The sequence below is a fragment of the Bradyrhizobium sp. UFLA05-125 genome (assembly GCF_059803515.1).
In genome coordinates this window covers 72,983-90,248 of sequence record NZ_JBANBJ010000032.1, presented here as the reverse complement: position 1 = coordinate 90,248, position 17,266 = coordinate 72,983, and the positions used below count along the sequence as shown (strand labels likewise).

At 62.9% G+C, this 17,266-nt stretch carries 17 protein-coding genes; 8 read left to right on the top strand and 9 right to left on the bottom strand.

The features are described from left to right. Nucleotides 1–14: 14 nt before the first annotated feature. From SO156_RS25520 to SO156_RS25510, 3 genes are all read right to left on the bottom strand, one after another. Nucleotides 15–875 (bottom strand): c-type cytochrome, encoded by an 861-nt coding sequence (locus SO156_RS25520; RefSeq protein ID WP_458144134.1) that lies wholly within the window; start codon nt 873–875, stop codon nt 15–17. A 331-nt stretch (nt 876–1,206) separates the two neighbouring features. Then, complete coding sequence (locus tag SO156_RS25515; RefSeq protein WP_498536648.1) at nt 1,207–1,905, bottom strand: class I SAM-dependent methyltransferase; 699 nt, start codon at nt 1,903–1,905, stop codon at nt 1,207–1,209. A gap of 69 nt (nt 1,906–1,974) precedes the next feature. Further along, nucleotides 1,975–2,583, bottom strand: coding sequence for a TetR/AcrR family transcriptional regulator (locus tag SO156_RS25510; protein ID WP_498536647.1), 609 nt, complete (start codon nt 2,581–2,583; stop codon nt 1,975–1,977). Between the two features lie 132 nt (nt 2,584–2,715). On the opposite strand from SO156_RS25510, the gene SO156_RS25505 reads away from it, so the two are divergent. The 4 genes from SO156_RS25505 (at nt 2,716) to SO156_RS25490 (ending at nt 9,383) form a co-directional block, all read left to right on the top strand. Continuing rightward, a complete protein-coding gene (locus SO156_RS25505; protein WP_498536646.1) occupies nt 2,716–3,954 on the top strand; it encodes a cytochrome P450 in 1,239 nt (412 codons plus the stop codon). A gap of 140 nt (nt 3,955–4,094) precedes the next feature. Continuing rightward, a complete protein-coding gene (locus SO156_RS25500) occupies nt 4,095–7,763 on the top strand; it encodes an AsmA family protein (RefSeq protein ID WP_498536645.1) in 3,669 nt (1,222 codons plus the stop codon). Nucleotides 7,764–7,960: 197 nt separating this feature from the next. Beyond that, nucleotides 7,961–9,085, top strand: coding sequence for a DUF2336 domain-containing protein (locus tag SO156_RS25495; RefSeq protein WP_458144139.1), 1,125 nt, complete (start codon nt 7,961–7,963; stop codon nt 9,083–9,085). A gap of 34 nt (nt 9,086–9,119) precedes the next feature. Beyond that, nucleotides 9,120–9,383, top strand: coding sequence for a hypothetical protein (locus SO156_RS25490; protein WP_458144140.1), 264 nt, complete (start codon nt 9,120–9,122; stop codon nt 9,381–9,383). Between the two features lie 301 nt (nt 9,384–9,684). On the opposite strand, the gene SO156_RS25485 is transcribed toward SO156_RS25490, so the two are convergent. Further along, nucleotides 9,685–10,449 carry a carbonic anhydrase gene (locus SO156_RS25485; RefSeq protein WP_498536644.1) on the bottom strand — a complete coding sequence of 255 codons (765 nt, stop codon included), beginning with the start codon at nt 10,447–10,449 and terminating at the stop codon, nt 9,685–9,687. Nucleotides 10,450–10,737: 288 nt separating this feature from the next. Between SO156_RS25485 and SO156_RS25480 the strand changes: the two genes are divergently transcribed. Further along, nucleotides 10,738–11,415: a hypothetical protein gene (locus tag SO156_RS25480; protein ID WP_498536643.1), complete on the top strand. Its 678-nt coding sequence runs from the start codon at nt 10,738–10,740 to the stop codon at nt 11,413–11,415. Nucleotides 11,416–11,532: 117 nt separating this feature from the next. On the opposite strand, the gene SO156_RS25475 is transcribed toward SO156_RS25480, so the two are convergent. From SO156_RS25475 to SO156_RS25460, 4 genes are all read right to left on the bottom strand, one after another. Further along, nucleotides 11,533–11,910, bottom strand: coding sequence for a nuclear transport factor 2 family protein (locus SO156_RS25475; RefSeq protein ID WP_498536642.1), 378 nt, complete (start codon nt 11,908–11,910; stop codon nt 11,533–11,535). 50 nt (nt 11,911–11,960) lie between these two features. Then, on the bottom strand, nt 11,961–13,625 hold the full coding sequence (locus tag SO156_RS25470; RefSeq protein ID WP_498536641.1) for a sulfatase-like hydrolase/transferase: 1,665 nt from the start codon (nt 13,623–13,625) through the stop codon (nt 11,961–11,963). A 156-nt stretch (nt 13,626–13,781) separates the two neighbouring features. Next, on the bottom strand, nt 13,782–14,885 hold the full coding sequence (gene cax / locus SO156_RS25465) for a calcium/proton exchanger (protein WP_498536640.1): 1,104 nt from the start codon (nt 14,883–14,885) through the stop codon (nt 13,782–13,784). Between the two features lie 222 nt (nt 14,886–15,107). Further along, the gene (locus tag SO156_RS25460; protein ID WP_498536639.1) at nt 15,108–15,389 is read right to left on the bottom strand and encodes a hypothetical protein; all 282 of its coding nucleotides are present in this window, start codon (nt 15,387–15,389) and stop codon (nt 15,108–15,110) included. Nucleotides 15,390–15,443: 54 nt separating this feature from the next. Here SO156_RS25460 and SO156_RS25455 point away from each other — a divergent pair, with 54 nt between their 5' ends. From SO156_RS25455 to SO156_RS25445, 3 genes are all read left to right on the top strand, one after another. Continuing rightward, nucleotides 15,444–15,599, top strand: coding sequence for a hypothetical protein (locus SO156_RS25455; RefSeq protein WP_458144147.1), 156 nt, complete (start codon nt 15,444–15,446; stop codon nt 15,597–15,599). A 47-nt stretch (nt 15,600–15,646) separates the two neighbouring features. Continuing rightward, on the top strand, nt 15,647–16,183 hold the full coding sequence (locus tag SO156_RS25450) for a hypothetical protein (RefSeq protein WP_498536638.1): 537 nt from the start codon (nt 15,647–15,649) through the stop codon (nt 16,181–16,183). 283 nt (nt 16,184–16,466) lie between these two features. Continuing rightward, nucleotides 16,467–16,862, top strand: coding sequence for a response regulator (locus SO156_RS25445; RefSeq protein WP_458144149.1), 396 nt, complete (start codon nt 16,467–16,469; stop codon nt 16,860–16,862). A 79-nt stretch (nt 16,863–16,941) separates the two neighbouring features. Here SO156_RS25445 and SO156_RS25440 read toward each other — a convergent pair whose 3' ends face one another. Further along, complete coding sequence (locus SO156_RS25440; RefSeq protein WP_458144150.1) at nt 16,942–17,160, bottom strand: hypothetical protein; 219 nt, start codon at nt 17,158–17,160, stop codon at nt 16,942–16,944. Between the last annotated feature and the right edge of the window lie 106 nt (nt 17,161–17,266).

Sequence of the window (17,266 nt, the reverse complement as noted above, 5' to 3'; positions counted from 1 at the left end):
CCCATAATGGATCATCATTCTTTTGGAGGCACCGTGCGCAGATAGGCGACGATGTCGCTGAGATCGGCATCGCTCACGCGAGCATACCAGTCGAAACCCATAGGCGGCTTGAGATGGCTGCCATCTTTGCGGATACCCTTGGTGATGGCTTGCTTGATTTCGCCGTCGCTCCACGCACCTATGCCCTTTTCGGGATGAGACGTGATGTTGCGGGAGACCGATTCCCCCCATGGGCCGCGAAACGTCTGACCGCCCTTGCCAAGGCCATTTGCGAAATCCAAACGTTCGTTCACTCTGGGCGTGTGGCACTCCATGCAATGGGCGATCGTGACAAGATAGAAGCCGTGCTTGACGGGATCGCGCAAGTCGCCTTCGGTCATCTGCTTGTCGGCGCCGGGAGGGGTTTCGACATGAAAGGTCGCCTTGTAGACCGGCGCCTTTACCTCGTTCGAAACCACGGGCACTGAACGCAGATAGGCGACAACCGCGTCGAGATCGCCTGTGGTGAAGACCTTGTAGAAACCGTAGGGCATGATCGGCGCGAGTTGAGCCCCGGACGGCCGAACGCCCTCGATCAGCGCCTTCTTGATGTCGTCTGCACCCCATTTTCCGATACCGCTGTCCGGGTCGGGCGTAATATTCGCGCCCTTGACGATGAAGGTTGGTTCATCCCAGGTCTGCGGGCCGCCCGAATAGAGCTTCGTGCTGTCGATGAGGCCGCCAGGTCCGCGCGGCGAATGGCAGTTGCCGCACGTCAGCACGCCCTCCACGAGATAGCGCCCGCGCTCCACAGGCGTCTGTGCTCGGCCTGTTGCAGCCAACATTCCCGCGACCGAGACAAGTATAAAAATCGACCTTGCCATGAATTTTGCCATGACTGGCTCCATTGTCTGTTCTTCGGAATGGGAGTGGTCGCGTAAAAAACGCGTCGAAATGCTTGGAAGAATAATGACGAGAGTTGGACGCCCGCGGACGGCATGAGCGCTGCCGAAAGATGGCTTCCGCACGGCCCGCTGGCAGCTCAGCCATTAAGCTACATCACTTTCGCCGTCTCAGGAAGGAGCCATGGCGGCCAGGGTCTCGGCATGAGCGTGGTACTCAAAGGCATTGTCGTCTTCTGAGCCAAAGCGGAAGTAGCTGTTGGGGTGGGGCCTTACCGGTTTTGACCCGAGGCGGATGGAGTCGTGGAGCCTCCTATCCCGGTCGTCATCTACTGAGTTTACGTGCGCGGACAAAGATGAACGCGGGGAGGCGACGAAGTCGTTCGTAACCCTTGGGGTCTATTGCTTTCAGGGCTTCGCTGGGTGTTGGTTCGCTGATCCGCTCGACGACAAAGCCCGCTGCTGTCAGTGGTTCGGTTAGATCGCGCAGTGGCCTTTGATAGTAACGCATCTTTTCGCCGAGCCAGCCCCACTCCTCTTCGATCAAGCCCGACCACAGATAGCCCGGATCAAGGAGGTTCGCTTGATGGACAGGGTGATGAGTTGAGAACACCAGCAATCCACCGGGTCTGAGCAAGCGTGACCATTCTCGAAACGTCATCGTCAGGTCGGCCAGGTAGTGAAGCACGAGCGAGGAAATCACCAGGTCGAACGTTTCGCCGGGCAGCACATCACGTAGATTGCTAACGTTGCCTTGCATCACGCGTGCACGACTACTCAATCGCTCTGCGGCAAGCTTGACCATCTCGAGACTGCAATCGACTGCGACAACCCGCGCCCCATTCCGGACCAACCAATCTGCGTACCAGCCGTGCCCGCAGCCAGCGTCAAGAACATCCTTGCCGCGAACATCGGGTAGAAGGCCCAGTGTTGTTGGACGTTCGTAAAGTGCGTTCCACGGCCGTTCGTCGATTCCGGCCGCGTAACGCGAAGCGATTTCGTCGTAGTCTGTCGGGCCGGTCATGAAAGATCGCTCTTTGGTCGCGCTTGTGCGTGCTAATCAGCTTAGGAGCCACTTCGGATTCTAACATTCCTAGCCTGAGACAAGCCCTATCGTGCGCCCGAGGTCGCTGATGGCGCGGAAAAAGCTGTCGGCCGGCGTGGTCTCCGGATCGATCAGCCGGTGCAGGCGGAAACCGTCATCGAGCGCCAGCACCACGGCGGCGGCCCAGGACGGGTCCTTCACCTTGTTCGTGTCGCGGACTTGCGCGCCCTGAATGATGTCGGCGACCAGCTTGCGCCGCGCGCGCAGGCGCTTGGCAAGCTCGGGCCTGCGCTTTTCGGCGCGCGCCACGTAGAGGATCATCTCCATGTGCAGGAGCGGTGCGCGGCCAAGCGGATCTTGCCGGCTGCGGTCCATGGCCTTCAGCGCCGCGATGAAATCGTCGAGATCGGTATGCTCGGCGAGCAGGTCGAGATTGCGCCGGATCGACCGCTCGACATGGTCCTCGAGCATGGCGATGATCAACTCGTCCTTGCTGGTGAAGTTCGAGTAGAACGCGCCGCGCGTGAAACCGGCGGCAGCCGCGATCGCCTCGATGCTGGCGCCGCCGATGCCCTGGTCCTCGAACACGCGCGCGGCCGCCTCGAACAGCCTGTCGCGGGTATCGTCGCGGGTCGGTCTTGTCCTCACTCTTGACATCGCTGCATTTTAGTTCAGGATGCAACTCAATACAATAGTGTATCGAGTTGCAGATTCAGGGACGGTCACGCCGCACGTTTCCCGGGCAATGGTGTGTTCGATGTCAATGCGGCGAACGATTTTGAGGTCACCATGAACGAGCATGCGAAGCCGGCGGCAAGCGATCCGCTGTTCGATCCGCTGGCGCCCGACTTCATCAGGGATCCCTATCCGCATTACCTGCGCCTGCGCACCGTCGATCCGATGCATCTGACGCCGTTCGGCTCATTCGTCGCCAGCCGTCATGCCGAGGTGAGCCTCGTGCTGCGCGACAAGCGCTTCGGCAAGGATTTCGCTGAGCGCTCGAGGCGCCGCTATGGTCCGAACATCATGGAGGAGCCGGTCTTCCGGAATTTGGGTCACACGATGCTCCAGGCCGATCCGCCGGATCACACCCGGTTGCGCGGCCTCGTGGTCAAGGCCTTTACCGCGCGGCGCGTGGAGGACATGCGGCCGCGAATTCAGGAAATCGTCGATCAGACCCTCAATGCGATCATCGATCGCGGTCAGATGGACCTGATCGGGGATTTCGCCTTCCGTCTGCCGGTCACGATCATCTGCGACATGCTTGGCATCCCGGAAGAGCACCGCGAGGCGTTCCACAAGGGCTCGAGCGATGGCGTGCGAATCCTGGATCCTGTCCCCATGACGCCGGACGAGATCAAGCAGGGCAACGCACGCAACCTGATGGCGCAGATGTATTTCCAGCAGCTGTTCGAACTGCGCCGCCGCATTCCGGGAGACGACCTCACGACCCAGCTGGTGCTGGCCGAGGAAGACGGCAACAAGCTCACCAACGAGGAATTGACCGCGAACATCATGTTGCTGTTCGTGGCCGGTCACGAGACCACCGTCAATCTCATCGGCAACGGCTTGTTGGCCCTGCACCGCAATCCGGACCAGCTCGCCCTGCTCAAGGCGCGGCCGGAGCTGATCAGCAACGCGATCGAGGAGTTCTTGCGCTACGATTCGTCGGTGCAGATGACCGGGCGCGTGACGCTGGAGGATATCGATGATCTCGGCGGCAAGCGGATCCCCAAGGGCGAGACCGTGCTGTGCCTCCTGGGCTCGGCCAACCGCGATCCGGCCGTCTACCCTGATAGGCCCGACCGCCTCGACATCGCCCGCGAGAATGTCAGGCCGCTGTCGTTCGGCGGTGGCATCCATTTCTGCCTGGGCGCCCAACTGGCGCGCATCGAGGCCGAGATCGCCATCAACACCCTGCTCAGGCGGCTGCCGGACTTGCGGATCGACGACGTCGAGAACCCCGAATGGCGGCCGACATTCGTCCTGCGCGGCCTGAAGCGCCTACCGGCGAGCTGGCAGCGTTAACCTCCGTGCGCAACAGTCGCTGTGACATCGCCACACTTGCCCCTATATAAGGGGTTGTTCCGGCGCGGCTTAGGCTTCGATTAGGCTTTAGACGTAGGCTTGGGTTTGGCCCGGGTGCCGGTTTGGCCGAGGGGAGACCCGTGCAGACGACGCTGCTCGGATTAGCGATTGCCTTCATCATTGCGCTGCTGGCCGCTCTGATCGGGCCTTACTTCATCGACTGGAACCAGTTCCGACCCCAGTTCGAGGCGGAGGCGAGCCGAATCATCGGTGTCCCGGTGCGGGTTGCCGGCCAGCTCGATGCACGGCTGTTGCCGGCGCCGACGCTGCGGCTGCGCTCGGTCACCTTCGGCAGCAACAACGACCTCGGCAAATTGCGCGCCGACAAGCTGGACGTCGAATTCAGCCTCTCTTCGCTGATGCGCGGCGAATGGCGCGCCACCGAGCTCACGGTCAATGGCATGGCCGCCGATCTCGGCCTCGATGCCAAGGGTCGGGTCGACCTGCCATCCACGGCGAGCGGCAGCTTCAACCTCGCCTCGCTCGCGATCGAGCGGCTGAACCTCACCGGTCGCATCGCGCTTCATGATGCCGCCAGTCGCTCGACGCTGGAGCTCAGCGACATCGCATTTGCCGGCGACGTCCGCTCGCTTGCGGGCTCGGTGCGAGGCGACGGCAACGTCACCGTCTCCGGCACGCGCTATCCGTTCCGCGTTTCCTCCGGCCCGAGCCCCGACGGCACCGCCACCCGTCTCCACGTCAATATCGATCCCGGCGAGCGCGCGATCCTGGCCGATCTCGAAGGCGTGCTCGCCTTTGACGGCCGGCTGCCGAAATTCGACGGCGCGCTCACGCTCGCCGTGCCGTCAGCCAAGGACACCTCAAGGGACAAGCCGGCAGCCTCCGGGCCGACGCCGTGGAAGCTCACGACGAAGCTCAAGGCCGATCCGTCGCTCGTGAAGTTCGACCAGATCGAGGCGAGTTTTGGTCCCGAAGACACCGCGCTCAAGCTCGCCGGCGTCGGCGACCTCAAGTTCGGCGCTGCGCCCCTGCTGCGCGCGAATTTGTCGGCGCGGCAGCTCGATGCCGACAAGCTTGCGGCCAAGGACAATACCGAGCCGCTGCGCATCCTGCCGGCGCTGCGCGCGGGGCTCGCCGCCATTCCGCAGGCGCCGATCCCGGCGCAGATCTCGTTCAGCTCCGAGCAGATCATGCTCGGCGGCCGGCCGCTGCAGAACATCGCCGCGGAGCTGCAGACCGACGGCAGGTCCTGGACCTTCCAGCGGCTCGATCTGCGCGCGCCGGGTATGACGCAGGTCGCGCTCAACGGCGCCAGCCCCGGCGTTGACAGCTTTAGCGGCCGGCTCAGCATCGAATCCTCCGACCCCGATACGCTGGTGGCCTGGCTCCAGGGCCGCAGCGAGATCAATCGCCGTAGCACCAAGCCGTTGCGCCTGAGCGGTGACGTGACCGTCGCCGCCAATCATCTCGCGATCGAGAAGCTGAAGGCCGAGATCGAGGGCGGCGCTGTCGAGGGCCGCATCGCCTTTGTGCAGACCGCCGCGAACAAGGGCTCGCGGTTCGACGCCGAGCTGAAGGCCGACCGGCTCGACCTCGATGCAGCCGCAAGCTTCGTGCGCGGCCTCGCCGGGCCGCAAGGTGAATGGCCGGACGAGGCAAGGCTGTCGCTCGACGTCGGTCGCGCGATCTCGGCCGGGCAGGAGCTGCGGCCGTTTGCCGCCAAATTCGGTTACAGCCCGGCCGCGCTGTCGCTCGAGCAGTTGCAGTTCGGCCAGGCGAGCGGCGTGACGACGGAGGCGAGCGGCAGCTTTGATCGCGCGCATGCGACCGGCAGGCTGTCGCTGAAATCGTCGGCCTATTCGCTGGTGCAGCTCACCGCGCTGATCAACCCGATCGCGCCGGCGATTGGCGCGCGCTTCGAGCGCCTCGAGGCGCTGCCCGGTCCGACGCGCCTCAAGCTCGATCTGAGCCTGGACAAGAACGCCGAGCACGCCGATCGCACCAATGCGCGCGCCGCGCTCGATCTCGATGCGCCGCAGTTGAAGGGAACCGCGACGCTGTCGGCGCAGACATCGGCGGCGGCGATCAATGGCCTCGATCTCGACAAGCTGCGCAACAGCGACTTCACGCTGGAGTCGAAACTCTCTGCGCCGCAGGCGAGCACGCTGCTGATGCTGTTCGGCCTCGACCGCGCGGTCGCGGCAGGCGAGGGGGCTTCGCAGGTCGAAGCCAGGGTCAGCGGCGTCTGGGGCCGGCCGCTTCAGCTCAACGCGAAAATCGCCGGCGGCGGACTGGATGCGGACGCGCAGGGCAGCGTCGAAATGTCGACGCCGGATCCGAAGGCCAGCGTGAATTTACGCGTGCGCAACGCCAATGTCGCGCCGCTGTTCGGGATAAGTGCCGGCGAGAAGTCAGCGCAGAACGTCAACCTGTCCTCGCGCCTGACTTTGTCCGGCAACAGGCTGACTTTTGACGATCTCGACAGCACCGCCTCGGGCTCGCACCTGCGTGGCCGTGTTGCGATGACGCTGGACTCGGAGAAGAGCATCGACGGCGAAGTCGGGCTCGATACGCTCGATCTCGTGCCGGCGCTGGCGGTGGCCATCGGCGCGGCCGGGCGCGATGCAGACCAGCCGCTCGCGGCAGGGCTTCTCAACGGCTGGCGCGGCCGCATCGTCTTCCAGGCGCTGCGTGGCGGATTGCCCGGTGGCATCGAGATGCGGCCCTTCAGCGGCACGATCCGCAATGACGGTCAGTCGCTGGCACTGGATTCCCTGAAGGGCGGCATCGGCGGCGGCGAGATGACCGCAAGCATCGATGCACGCGATAGTCCGGGCGGCCTGTCGCTGAACGCGCGCATCCAGCTTGCCAATGTCGATGCGACAGTACTGCGTTATCGCAATCTCGCCGTCCCCAAGGGCCGCGCCTCGGTGCAGATGGCGCTGTCGGCCCAGGGCCGCAGCATTGCGGCGCTGACCGGTGCGCTCGCCGGCAACGGCACCGTGACGCTCGACTCGGCCGAGCTGACCGGGCTCGATCCGCTCGCCTTCGAGCTCGCGATCCGGGCCAGCGATAGCGGCCAGGTCGCTGATGACGCAAGGCTCAGGCACCTCGTCGAGGCGGCGCTGTCGGCAGGCCCCCTGAGGATCGGCTCGGCGCAGATCCCGTTCACGATCCGCGACGGCCGCCTGCGCGTCGGCGCGACCACGCTGGAGGCTAAAAACGCCCGCGCCATCGTCTCCGGCGGCTATGACATTCCCGCCGACCAGGCCGACATCCGTGCCAGCCTGACGCCGATCATGACCGGCCTGTCCGGCGCGCCTCCGGAAATCCAGCTGTTCGCGGCGGGGCCGCCGGACAAGCTCAACCGCACCGTCGATCTCACGCCGCTGTCATCGTGGCTGGCGGTGCGGACGATCGACCGCGAGACGCGGCGTCTCGATGCCATCGAGCGCGGCGAGCCGCCGCCGGCGACCGCGGCACTGCCGCGACTCGTGTCACCTGACGCTGCGCCCGAGCTGCCGCCGCCGGCCGACGTGCCGGTGCCCGGCCGCGATCCTCGCCGCACCCAGCCCAAGGCTAAGGTCGAGCCAAAGGCCGCACCGGCACCGCGGCCGCCGCTGGCTGCACCGGTTGTACCAAGCCCCTCGGTCTCAAGCCCGCCGATCGCGAGCCAGCAGGTGGCGCCGCTTCCGCCGCCGATCGAGGTCAGGCCGGCGCCCGGTCCTCCGCCGCCAAGGCCCAAGCCGAAGCCGCCGCTGATCCTGGTGCCGCAGTCCAATCCGTAAGATCCGCATGCCGGTGCAGGCGCGAGGCCCTGCACGGTCGTAAAGCTATCAGCGCAAATTTTAGGGAATTTTGCTCGGAAAAACTGATTTCCCGATTTTACCGAATTCTCGCGTTTGACGGCTAGCGTGGTTCCCAGAGGAATTCGGCGTCCTGTCAAGTGGACAGGACGGCCCGCCAAGAACTGGGGACATTCGCCATGAACGAAGCGAAATCGCTTCTGCAGGATCTGGATGACGCGATCGCGCGCGGCACCGACGAAAGCCGTGCACGTGCGTTGTGGCATGCGACCGACCTGTTGATCACCGGCCGCTACAGCGCCGACGAGATCAGCATGTTCGGCGAGGTGATCGGCAAGCTCGCGGACGAGATCGAGGTGGCGGCGCGGGCGCAGCTCTCCGATCTGATGGTCGCCTGCGACCACGCCCCGCTCAACGTGCTGCATCAGCTCGCCTTCGACGACGAGATCGCGGTCGCCGGCCCCGTTCTGCGCGAGTCCGACCGGCTCGACGAGAAGACGCTGATCGAGAACGCCCTGAGCAAGGGGCAGGATCACCTTCTGGCGATCTCGCAGCGCAAGTCGATCGGCGAGGCCGTGACCGACGTCCTGGTCAAGCGCGGCAATCAGGAGGTCGTCACCTCGGTCGCCAGGAACGAGGGTGCGCGCTTCTCCGGCTCTAGCCTGCTGCACATGGTGAGGCGCGCCGACGGCGATTCGATCCTCGCCGAGCAACTCGGCCTGCGCAAGGATGTGCCGCGGCACATCTTCCAGCAGCTCATTGCGAAAGCGTCGGAGGACGTCCGCCGCCGGCTCGCGAGCGAGCGGCCGGAGATGATGTCGCAGATCCAGAGCTCCGTGACCGACGTCACCGGCGACCTGCAATCGAAATTCGGGCCATCCTCGCGGACCTATTTCGTTGCCAAGCGCCTGGTGACGACGCAGCACCGCCAGGGCAACCTCAACCAGGATTCGATCTCGAACTATGCGCGCCAGCACCGTTTCGACGAGGTGCAGATTGGCCTGTCGCTGCTCTCGGCGCTGCCGGTCGACGTGATCGAGCGCGCGCTGATGGACCGCAATCGCGAGATGCTCCTGGTGCTGTGCAAGGCGCTGAATTTCTCGTGGGACACGACGATGTCGCTCTTGTTCCTCGGCGCCAAGGATCATCTGATCACCGCGCGCGACCTCAAGGACAACGAGCGCGATTTCGGCCGGCTCAAGATCGAGACGTCACGCAGCATCCTGAAGTTCTACCAGTCGCGCAAGAACAGCACCGCCGCCGATCCGGCCGCAGGCCGCAGCGCCGAACTCCAGATGCATTGAGCGTCGTCGGGAAATCGAGAGGGGAATATTTGCCATGTTGCCTCAATTCGGCACCGCAGCCCGCAAGAATCTTAACAAGAATCTCAACAAGAACCTCAACAAGCCACTCAACGCCGACGCCGGCGGGGCGAAACCGGACAAGGCATCGGTCGACGCGGCCTGGCTCGTGCTCGAGGCTGCCAACGATCTCGGCGACCACGCCGCCGTGGAGGCCTGCCGCCGGGTGATCGACGCTGATCTCAACGGCACCGCCGCAGGCCGCTCCGACCTCGACCTCGTGCTGGACTATTTCCGCTAAAGCATGATCCGGAAAAGCGTGAAGCGGTTTTCCCGCGCGACAAACGCTGAACGCGTTTGCGCGGAGATCATGCACAAACAATAACCTAAAGCGCGATGACGATTCATCCTAATCTCATCGCGCTTTAGATCGAGCGATCAGTCCCGTAGCCCGGATGGAGCGAAGCGCAATCCGGAACGGTCTTATCCGCCGGCACCAGATCCCGGATTTCGCTGCGCTCCATCCGGGCTACGCGCCCTTCTCGATAATGACAGGCTGTATGTGGGGTAGAGCGAAGCGAAACTAATCGCTTCGCTCTAGCTCATCGTGCTCCCGAGGAAAGAATGAAGCGGCGGTCGAGCTTTTGGACCGGACGGGCGTTCATGGGGTAGAGCTTGGCGAAACGCGCGATATCGTCTTCGGCAGCTTCTATCAGGTGCGCGAAAACGATCCAGTCGACCGTTTCGCTGCATGGCGGGGTCGTTAGTGACCCCTCGTAGTGAAAATAGGCCCGCTCAGCCGGCAGCAAGCCGTTGGGATCGATCGCGTGATCCGCAGGAACGGGCGGACCTTCCTCTTCCGGCATCGTCGAGACGATCCTGTTGAACACCGCGTTGCGCCTGCCTGGAGCGATGAAGACTCCGACCACCGCCAGTCCGCCGCCCTCTGCGGCATGAACGAAATGCGCCTCCATAGCGAAGGGCTTGCCTTCGAGATGGTGTTCGCTTGGGTGATGGAAGTGAAACTGCGTCAGCTTGTAGCTGCGCCCACCGATGTTGAGCCTGTCGCCGTCCGCGAAGCTGAGCTGAATGGTGTGCCCGTTGTTCACGATCGTGTCGGGGCGCTTGCTCCAGCGCAGGACGAGTGAGGACTGCCGGGCCGTGATGGCGCCGGTGATGTCAACGGGTGACTGTTGGTGCCCGATCCCGCAAGCCTGGTCGGCCGCATCGAGGCTGCCCCACTCGTCAGGTCCGGTTGCGCCCTCATAGCTCCAATGCGGGTGGTTCTCGGCTGCGAAACCGGCCGGCGCGCATAGTGGACAAGCGGCGAGTCCAGCGAAAGCCTTCAAGAGCTGACGACGATCCATGCGTGTGTCCCTCCAGGTGGAGCGGTCCCGGTCTTCCGTGCGTCGGCCGCTCGGCGCCGTTCAGCCATTTTGCCGCACTGCGTCGTGGGCATCGCCGACTGATCCCGGAAGGGCTGCGGCGGCGTTGATCTTGATCAATGGTTTGGGCCGAGAACCACATGCAATGGCCTGTTTCCGTCCGCGGACAGTTGGATCATGGCGATCTCCGGCCTCGTTTCGGTGCCTCACGGTATCGCGCTCAGGCGGAGATGGTGCCCGCGGCCTATCTTCCTGGGAGGGAGCACTGCCATGCGCGATACCGCTGACCGGCCGAGCGTGATGCACGCCCATCTGCGAACCCCGAGAGCCGCCGCCATCGCGGGTGTCGTGTTCTCGATCCTGCTATTCGCGGTATTCGTGCTGATGCGGCATTCGGTGCCGCGAGATCCTCTGGAAACGGGCGCATGGCTGCACACCGGAGCGACCAACGTCGTGATCGCGTTAAATCTGGTGCCTTTTGCAGGAATAGCCTTTCTCTGGTTCGTCGGTGCGCTCCGCGACAGGCTTGGTCAGCGCGAGGACCAGTTCTTCGCAACCGTGTTCCTTGGCAGCGGTTTTCTGCTCCTGGCGATGTTGTTTGCGGCCGCGGCTGTCGTCGGCGCGATCATCCTGGCATTTCACGCCTCGCCGGAAGTTCCGGTCGACTCGGTGACGTTCCATTTTGGACGCGCGCTGGCCTACGGAATGATCAACATCTACGTGGTGAAGACAGCATCCGTTTTCATGATCACGACGTCGACGATCGGCATCTACACCGGCCTCACGCCGCGCTGGCTGGCGCTTGGCGGATACGCGATCGCAGCGGTCCTTCTGGTCGGCAGCTACTATTTCGACTGGAGCATCGTGGTGTTCCCGGTTTGGGTTCTCCTGATCAGCGTCAGCATTCTCGCCGACAAGAATGCCGCGACGAGCGGACAGGTCCTATGATGCCGTAGCCCGGATGGAGCGAAGCGCAATCCGGGGTCTGGCGGCAGCGGACCCGACCATCCCGGATTTCGCTTCGCTCCATCCGGGCTACGCGTGCTGGTCCCGAAGACTGCCCATTCAAGCGCGCGCGATGAGATGCGCGCGCGAGGGCGAGGGCTCGAATGGGTCGGCGAAGTATTGCGTCTCGTGCGCCACCAGTCCCTCGCGGAATTCCATGATGCTCACTGCGTAGGACGGGATGTCATCATAGCTGAGCGTGAATTCAGTCACCCAGAGATCGCCGCTTCCAACGATGCGCCGGATCGCAAAGCGCTTCTTGTTCGGCTGCAAGAACCGGCTTTCCTGGATGTTGTGCCGGCCACGGATCCGTTCGCCCGATTGCGGATAGTCAAGCACGGCATCCTCGCGGTAGATGCCATGCTCGACGTCGAAATCTCCCGCGTCCGACGCATTCCAGTGACGCTCCAACGCAAGCCGCATGGTTCGGTCATCCATATGAACCTCCTGCATGGTGGCCGAGCAAAGCTCGGAAAAAATGCGCCCGGCTAGCGGGCGTGCTGAACGCGCGGCTTCAAGTCTATCAAGCCCCGATCCACAAGCGTGCGGTGGAAACGGCGTTTCCGTTCGGAGGCCGATGCAAAGTAGGATGTTCCGCAATCGTCGAGCAAGCTCGCACGCGTGGCGAATATCGGGTCAAGCGGGAGGCCCGCACGTCGCAAGGCGACAGTTCCAAGAAAAGCGATATCGAGGTCCGCGCCTCGTCCGGGCTCAAAGTGAGGGATATTCAAAGCCTCGATCGCATAGAATGTACGGAACGGACGCCGGGTGTCTTCCGGGCCTTCGAGGTGCCGATCGATCCTTCTCGTTAGCACGGGTTGATGGTCCCCATAGTGCATCACGAGAACGGGGCGCCCCGCAAAAGTGTTCGCCAGCTTCGCTCTGAGCTTTTGCCAGGTCGAGGCGGTCTCGACCAGGCGCGCGTAATATTCGGCATATCCGGCATCGGGAAGGCTCGCCAAGGCAAAGGCGCGCTCCCTCTCGAACTGCCCGGGCGGCACCAGTTGCCGATCATGCGGGCCGTGATTGAAGTTAGTCAGCACATAAAGAAATTGAGGGGACGGGTCGGCGGCAATCCTCTCGGCATGAGCATCCATCACCGCTTCCAGGAACATGGCGTCCGAATTCGTCGCTTCGAAACGTCTGATGTCGAAGGACGGCGGAAAATCGTCAATGAAGATGCGTTCGTCGATGCCGATCGAGCTATAAAACTCATCATAGTCGAGAAAGTCACGACGGCAGCTCGATGTGAGGGTCGTCTTGTAGCCGAGCGAGGCCAACGAGCGCGGCAGGCTGCTGTGGAATCGGCCTGCGCCTTTCCTGAAGAGGTAGTAGGCGCTTGAACCGAAGCTGGCGCTTGAAAGACCGGTCAGCAGGCTGAATTCCGACTGCCACGAGCCGCCACCGTAGATGTCCACGTTGAGGCGCCCGAATTCTCCCTCTGCCGGAGACAGGAGCGCTTCGACGACCGGCTCGATCGGCAGACCAAAAATGCACGGGTCGAAGATCGATTCGTGCTGGATGACGATAATGTCCGGACGCTCGCTGGAGCGCGCAGGCATTGCCTCCCTCAGCGGCAACGGTTCGTTTGCGATATCGCTCAGAGCCAACCCATTGAACTGCCGCCAGGACGCGGGGTCGATGAGCGAGGCCATGAAGGTGGAATAAAAGCATCGTCCTTGCGTCAAGGTCAGGCGCAAGGACGTGGCGCCCTTGATGGCGGAAGCCTTCGCGAAACCGATGAGTGCAAGGCAGAACAAGGGAATTCGAAAGACCACGGAAATCGGAGATCCGGCGGCGTAGACCAGAACCGCGATCGAAGCGAAAGCGAGCAGGATGCCGGCGACCAGAACACCCAGCATCATGCGTGGGTATTGCAACACGAAGAATGGGACCGTGCCTGCAAATGCAAGCGGCACATCGGAAACGATCAGCTTGAGTGCGCTGTGCTTGAATTTCACGATCGATACGCCGGCGATTGCGAAGGCCAGCATGCCGGACAGCAGGATCGCTCTCTCGAAATCGGCAACAAAGATCAGCAGCAGAGCTGCGTTGAGGAAGAGCGCCGCGATCGCAAACAGCAGGTGTTCAACGCTGCGTTCTGTCAGCGCAACGGCGCAGATAGTCGTCACAAGTGCCAGGGTCAAAGCCATGGCAACAGGATGCCCTGAGCAATCAGTTTCTTCAATTCGGCTCTCGGGCTATGAGCGCTGGCCTTTTGTCGAGTATCCCCAGCCAAAGGCTAGTTCGTGCAGCGCAGCAAACGCCACAGCCCGTGCGGACAAGCCGCGCTCTGTCCGCGCCAGTGTCTACACCGGGCCGTGCGAACCGGGTGGAACCATGTAGAGCGTCATCGCGAAGATTGCGTAGATGAAAAGCAGGAGAGCGCCGATGAACCACGCCGATCGGCCGCTATTGGTGATGAAACTCGTCACCACGGTGGAAATCATGACCATGGTCACTGCCCCGGGCCAGAATTGAAGGTCCATCGGCTGCGGCCCGACGACATAGCTGAGCAGTACGAGAACGGGGGCGACGAACAAGGCGATCTGGGCCGCGCTCCCGAGCGCGATGCTCACGCTCATATCGAGCCGGTTGCGGCGTGCCGCGCCAAATGCCACCGCCATCTCGGCCGCGGCGCCGACCAGGGCAACCACGATGAAGCCAACGAACGCCGGGCTCATGCCGAGCGTTTCGGCCGCCTTCTGCACGGACTCGACGAAGATCTCGCTGACCAGCGCGACCAGCACGGTCACGATTCCCAGCGTCGGAATTGCCACCGCGATCGGCAGCATCGGTCCGGCCGCTTCGCCATGCTCGCTGCTGGCGAACAGCTCCTTATGCGTCTTCAGCGAGAACAGCATGCTGAGGCCGTAGGCCGCGATCAGCAGGATCGCGAGGGAAACACTCAAGCGATGCACCGCCGTCTCGCTTCCGGGGAAGTTGAGGTCGGCCACGGCGGAGGGCGACAACAGGGCGATCGTGGCCATCAGCAGCAGCGCGGAATAGAGCCTGCCGCCGGCGCGGTTGTAGTCCTGCACGCGGTGTCGCAGCCCGCCAAGAAAAAAGGACGCGCCCAGCATGAACAACGAATTGGTCACGATCGCACCCGCGATCGAGGCCTTGACCAGCATGTATTCACCGGCATGCAGCGCCGTTACCGCGATGATCAGCTCCGTCAGATTGCCGAGCGTGGCATTCAACAGGCCGCCGACCGCATCACCGGTCTTCTCGGCCACGGCCTCCGTGGCGTGGCTGAGCAGGCTCGCGAGCGGAACGATGGCAATCACAGCCAGCACGAATAGAAGCGTATGCGCGTCCGGCGCGATGCGCTCGAGCGCGATCACCACGGGCACGAAGATGAGCAACCATAAGAGCGGGCTGTGCCGGATTTCCTTGAGCAGTGCGTCCATGGTCGATCCTTCACGATCGGATCTCGACGCTGAGGCCGGGAACCGGCTCAGCATTGATCTAGCTCAACGGTACGCGCGACAGCGAAATGCGTGAAGATTTGACCTCGGAGGTCATGCGTACGGCGTCGCTCGGCGAGTTGCAGCGAACGCGTGCCAGACCAATATGCAGGGAAAGGAAACGAAGAGGCTCGTCGCCGTCAGGCGACGAGCCTCGCGCGGGCCTCAATAGCAGGGCGGATAGGGATAGTAGCCACAAGCCCGGCGGTAGCCATAAGCACCATAGGCCGCGGCTCCCGCCGCCGCCGCACCGTAATAGGCGCGCCGATGCACTCTGCGGTTGACGCCTGCAACGCTCATGGGTGTCAGTGGCCGCCCGACGCGCGCCTCGGCGCGATCAACGGACACCGACAGGGCCTCCGTCGGCGAATAGCTGAACGACAAAGGGGCTGCGGTTAGGAGTGCGGCACTCACGATCAGTCCAAAAAGCTTGGCATGTCTAGTCATTTGCTCTCTCCTTGCAGGACATGAGAAGAGGTGACATGCGATGGGGGCCCGCCATTGATCGAAATCAATGCGGAACCAGCTGCGGTCAGGCCCAGCCTCGGTCTGGTCGTGGTCGTCACTGCCGGCGTCTATGACTTCGCGGGTGGAGGTCATCAGGACCTTGCCGGCAATATCGTGCGTGAGACGTCGCTGCGCGCGGCGGAGAATTAGGGTTGATTTCGTCGCGGCGCGACGCTCTGAGCAGTGGAGAGCTTTACATGATTCGATTCGCGTTCGCGGGACTTGCGATGCTGGTGCTCGCGGGCGCAGTCGCTGCGGAGGAGGACAACGGCCCTGCGCTGGTTGATCTCTTTGCCAGGACCTGTGGATTACGGCCGGCGTTGCCGAGCGAAATAGAACGCATCGCGTCAGGACTGGGCTTCGTCAACGGAGACGCTCCGGTCACGGCTCAAATGGAGCGCGGGCCCGGAATCGACGTTCTCTATTCGGCAAGATTGACGAAGCGAGGCCAGACTGTCGGTATGACCGCCTATTTCGCCGGTCCCGCCGATGGTCCGACCGTGACGTGCGCGCTGACGGCCGTCGGCGTGTCAGCCGAAACTCTGCCCGGTCTCATTGAGAAATCATTGAATGTTCACGACCGAACCGACGAAGCGATCGGCGACGACGATCGAGTTCGGGTGAGCTGGCGCGCAGGCGCGGCGGAAGCCGGCGACATGTTCGAAATGTGGGCGCACCGAAATCCGCCGCGGCGCGCCTCGATCCACATCGTGTATCGCAGCCACAAGCGGTGAACGAGCTCGGCGTAGCCTTGTCTTGAGGCAAGTCGTTTCGCTGGCCAGGCTGTCCCCACGCTTTAACCCCTGCGCTCCTGGTGCGCTACGGCCTTCCGGCGAAGGATCCGCCGAATGACTGACCCTAGCTCCAGCGAAGAAATGAGGAGTGATTTCGTCATCGCAGTTCACGCTGCACTGCGAACTATCAATGGACCCCTTGTTCCCGTCTTCTGAGCAGGTAGGAACGCCCTCCCAACGAGGCACGTTGAATGGTGGCCGATGCAAGCCATGGGAGCGAACTATGGCTGACAGCGCTGAGCTTCTACGCGGATGCCGTGTTCTCGTACTTGAGGATGAATACCTTCTGGCCGACGATCTCGAGCGAATGCTCAGAGAGCATGGCGCGGAGGTGGTCGGCCCCATTGCCGCCGTAAGAGAGGCATTTGACGCCGTGATGCGAGACGGCTTTGACATGGCGATAATGAATGTGACCCTGCAAGGTCAGAACGCCTTCGACTTGGCAGACGAACTAACGCGGCAAAGAGTTCCATTCATGTTTGTGACTGGCTTCGCAGCAAAAGCCATTCCCGATCGCTTTCGCAGTGTGAAGCTGCGAGAGAAACCATGTGTGGCCCGAGACATTGCCAACGATGTCGCGCATCTGTGCACGGAACGTGCGGCGCGGCGCGGCCTCTGAACCTGGTCTATGCCGGTGCCGCCCCACAGTTCACGCCAGCTAATCCCGGTAGCGGCAGAACTCGTCCCCGGGCCCTAGTTCAAGCGTGGTCCAGTTCTCGAAGGATTTGATCGCGGTGCGCAACGAATTGCGTTTGCGTGCAGACGAATGTTTCCAGGAGTGCGCGGGCCAAAGTTGTGTCATGCCCATGATGTTCGAGGTCTTCGATACGCTGTTCTTGATCGGAAACGTTCCGCTTGCCACACAACAGGTGGTGCTCAGCCTGTTCAAGATGTTGAAGTTGCCGGGCCCGATCCATCTTGCTCTCCTCGCACTAGGCGGGAGCGCAATGGTCTCTCAGCCACCGACGCCTATGGGCAGAGCCTCAGCCGGTGATGAACGATGGTAGCTCCGGTTACGGACCG

Bases quoted from the DNA above. Each gene is read 5' to 3' on its own strand.
- SO156_RS25510 (WP_498536647.1), bottom strand. From the start codon at position 2,583: ATGTCAAGAGTGAGGACAAGACCGACCCGCGACGATACCCGCGACAGG.
- SO156_RS25485 (WP_498536644.1), bottom strand. From the start codon at position 10,449: ATGGATCGTCGTCAGCTCTTGAAGGCTTTCGCTGGACTCGCCGCTTGT.
- SO156_RS25475 (WP_498536642.1), bottom strand. From the start codon at position 11,910: ATGGATGACCGAACCATGCGGCTTGCGTTGGAGCGTCACTGGAATGCG.
- cax (WP_498536640.1), bottom strand. From the start codon at position 14,885: ATGGACGCACTGCTCAAGGAAATCCGGCACAGCCCGCTCTTATGGTTG.
- SO156_RS25480 (WP_498536643.1), top strand. From the start codon at position 10,738: ATGCGCGATACCGCTGACCGGCCGAGCGTGATGCACGCCCATCTGCGA.
- SO156_RS25450 (WP_498536638.1), top strand. From the start codon at position 15,647: ATGATTCGATTCGCGTTCGCGGGACTTGCGATGCTGGTGCTCGCGGGC.
- SO156_RS25470 (WP_498536641.1), bottom strand. From the start codon at position 13,625: ATGGCTTTGACCCTGGCACTTGTGACGACTATCTGCGCCGTTGCGCTG.
- SO156_RS25440 (WP_458144150.1), bottom strand. From the start codon at position 17,160: ATGGATCGGGCCCGGCAACTTCAACATCTTGAACAGGCTGAGCACCAC.
- SO156_RS25505 (WP_498536646.1), top strand. From the start codon at position 2,716: ATGAACGAGCATGCGAAGCCGGCGGCAAGCGATCCGCTGTTCGATCCG.
- SO156_RS25495 (WP_458144139.1), top strand. From the start codon at position 7,961: ATGAACGAAGCGAAATCGCTTCTGCAGGATCTGGATGACGCGATCGCG.
- SO156_RS25515 (WP_498536648.1), bottom strand. From the start codon at position 1,905: ATGACCGGCCCGACAGACTACGACGAAATCGCTTCGCGTTACGCGGCC.
- SO156_RS25445 (WP_458144149.1), top strand. From the start codon at position 16,467: ATGGCTGACAGCGCTGAGCTTCTACGCGGATGCCGTGTTCTCGTACTT.
- SO156_RS25460 (WP_498536639.1), bottom strand. From the start codon at position 15,389: ATGACTAGACATGCCAAGCTTTTTGGACTGATCGTGAGTGCCGCACTC.
- SO156_RS25520 (WP_458144134.1), bottom strand. From the start codon at position 875: ATGGCAAAATTCATGGCAAGGTCGATTTTTATACTTGTCTCGGTCGCG.
- SO156_RS25490 (WP_458144140.1), top strand. From the start codon at position 9,120: ATGTTGCCTCAATTCGGCACCGCAGCCCGCAAGAATCTTAACAAGAAT.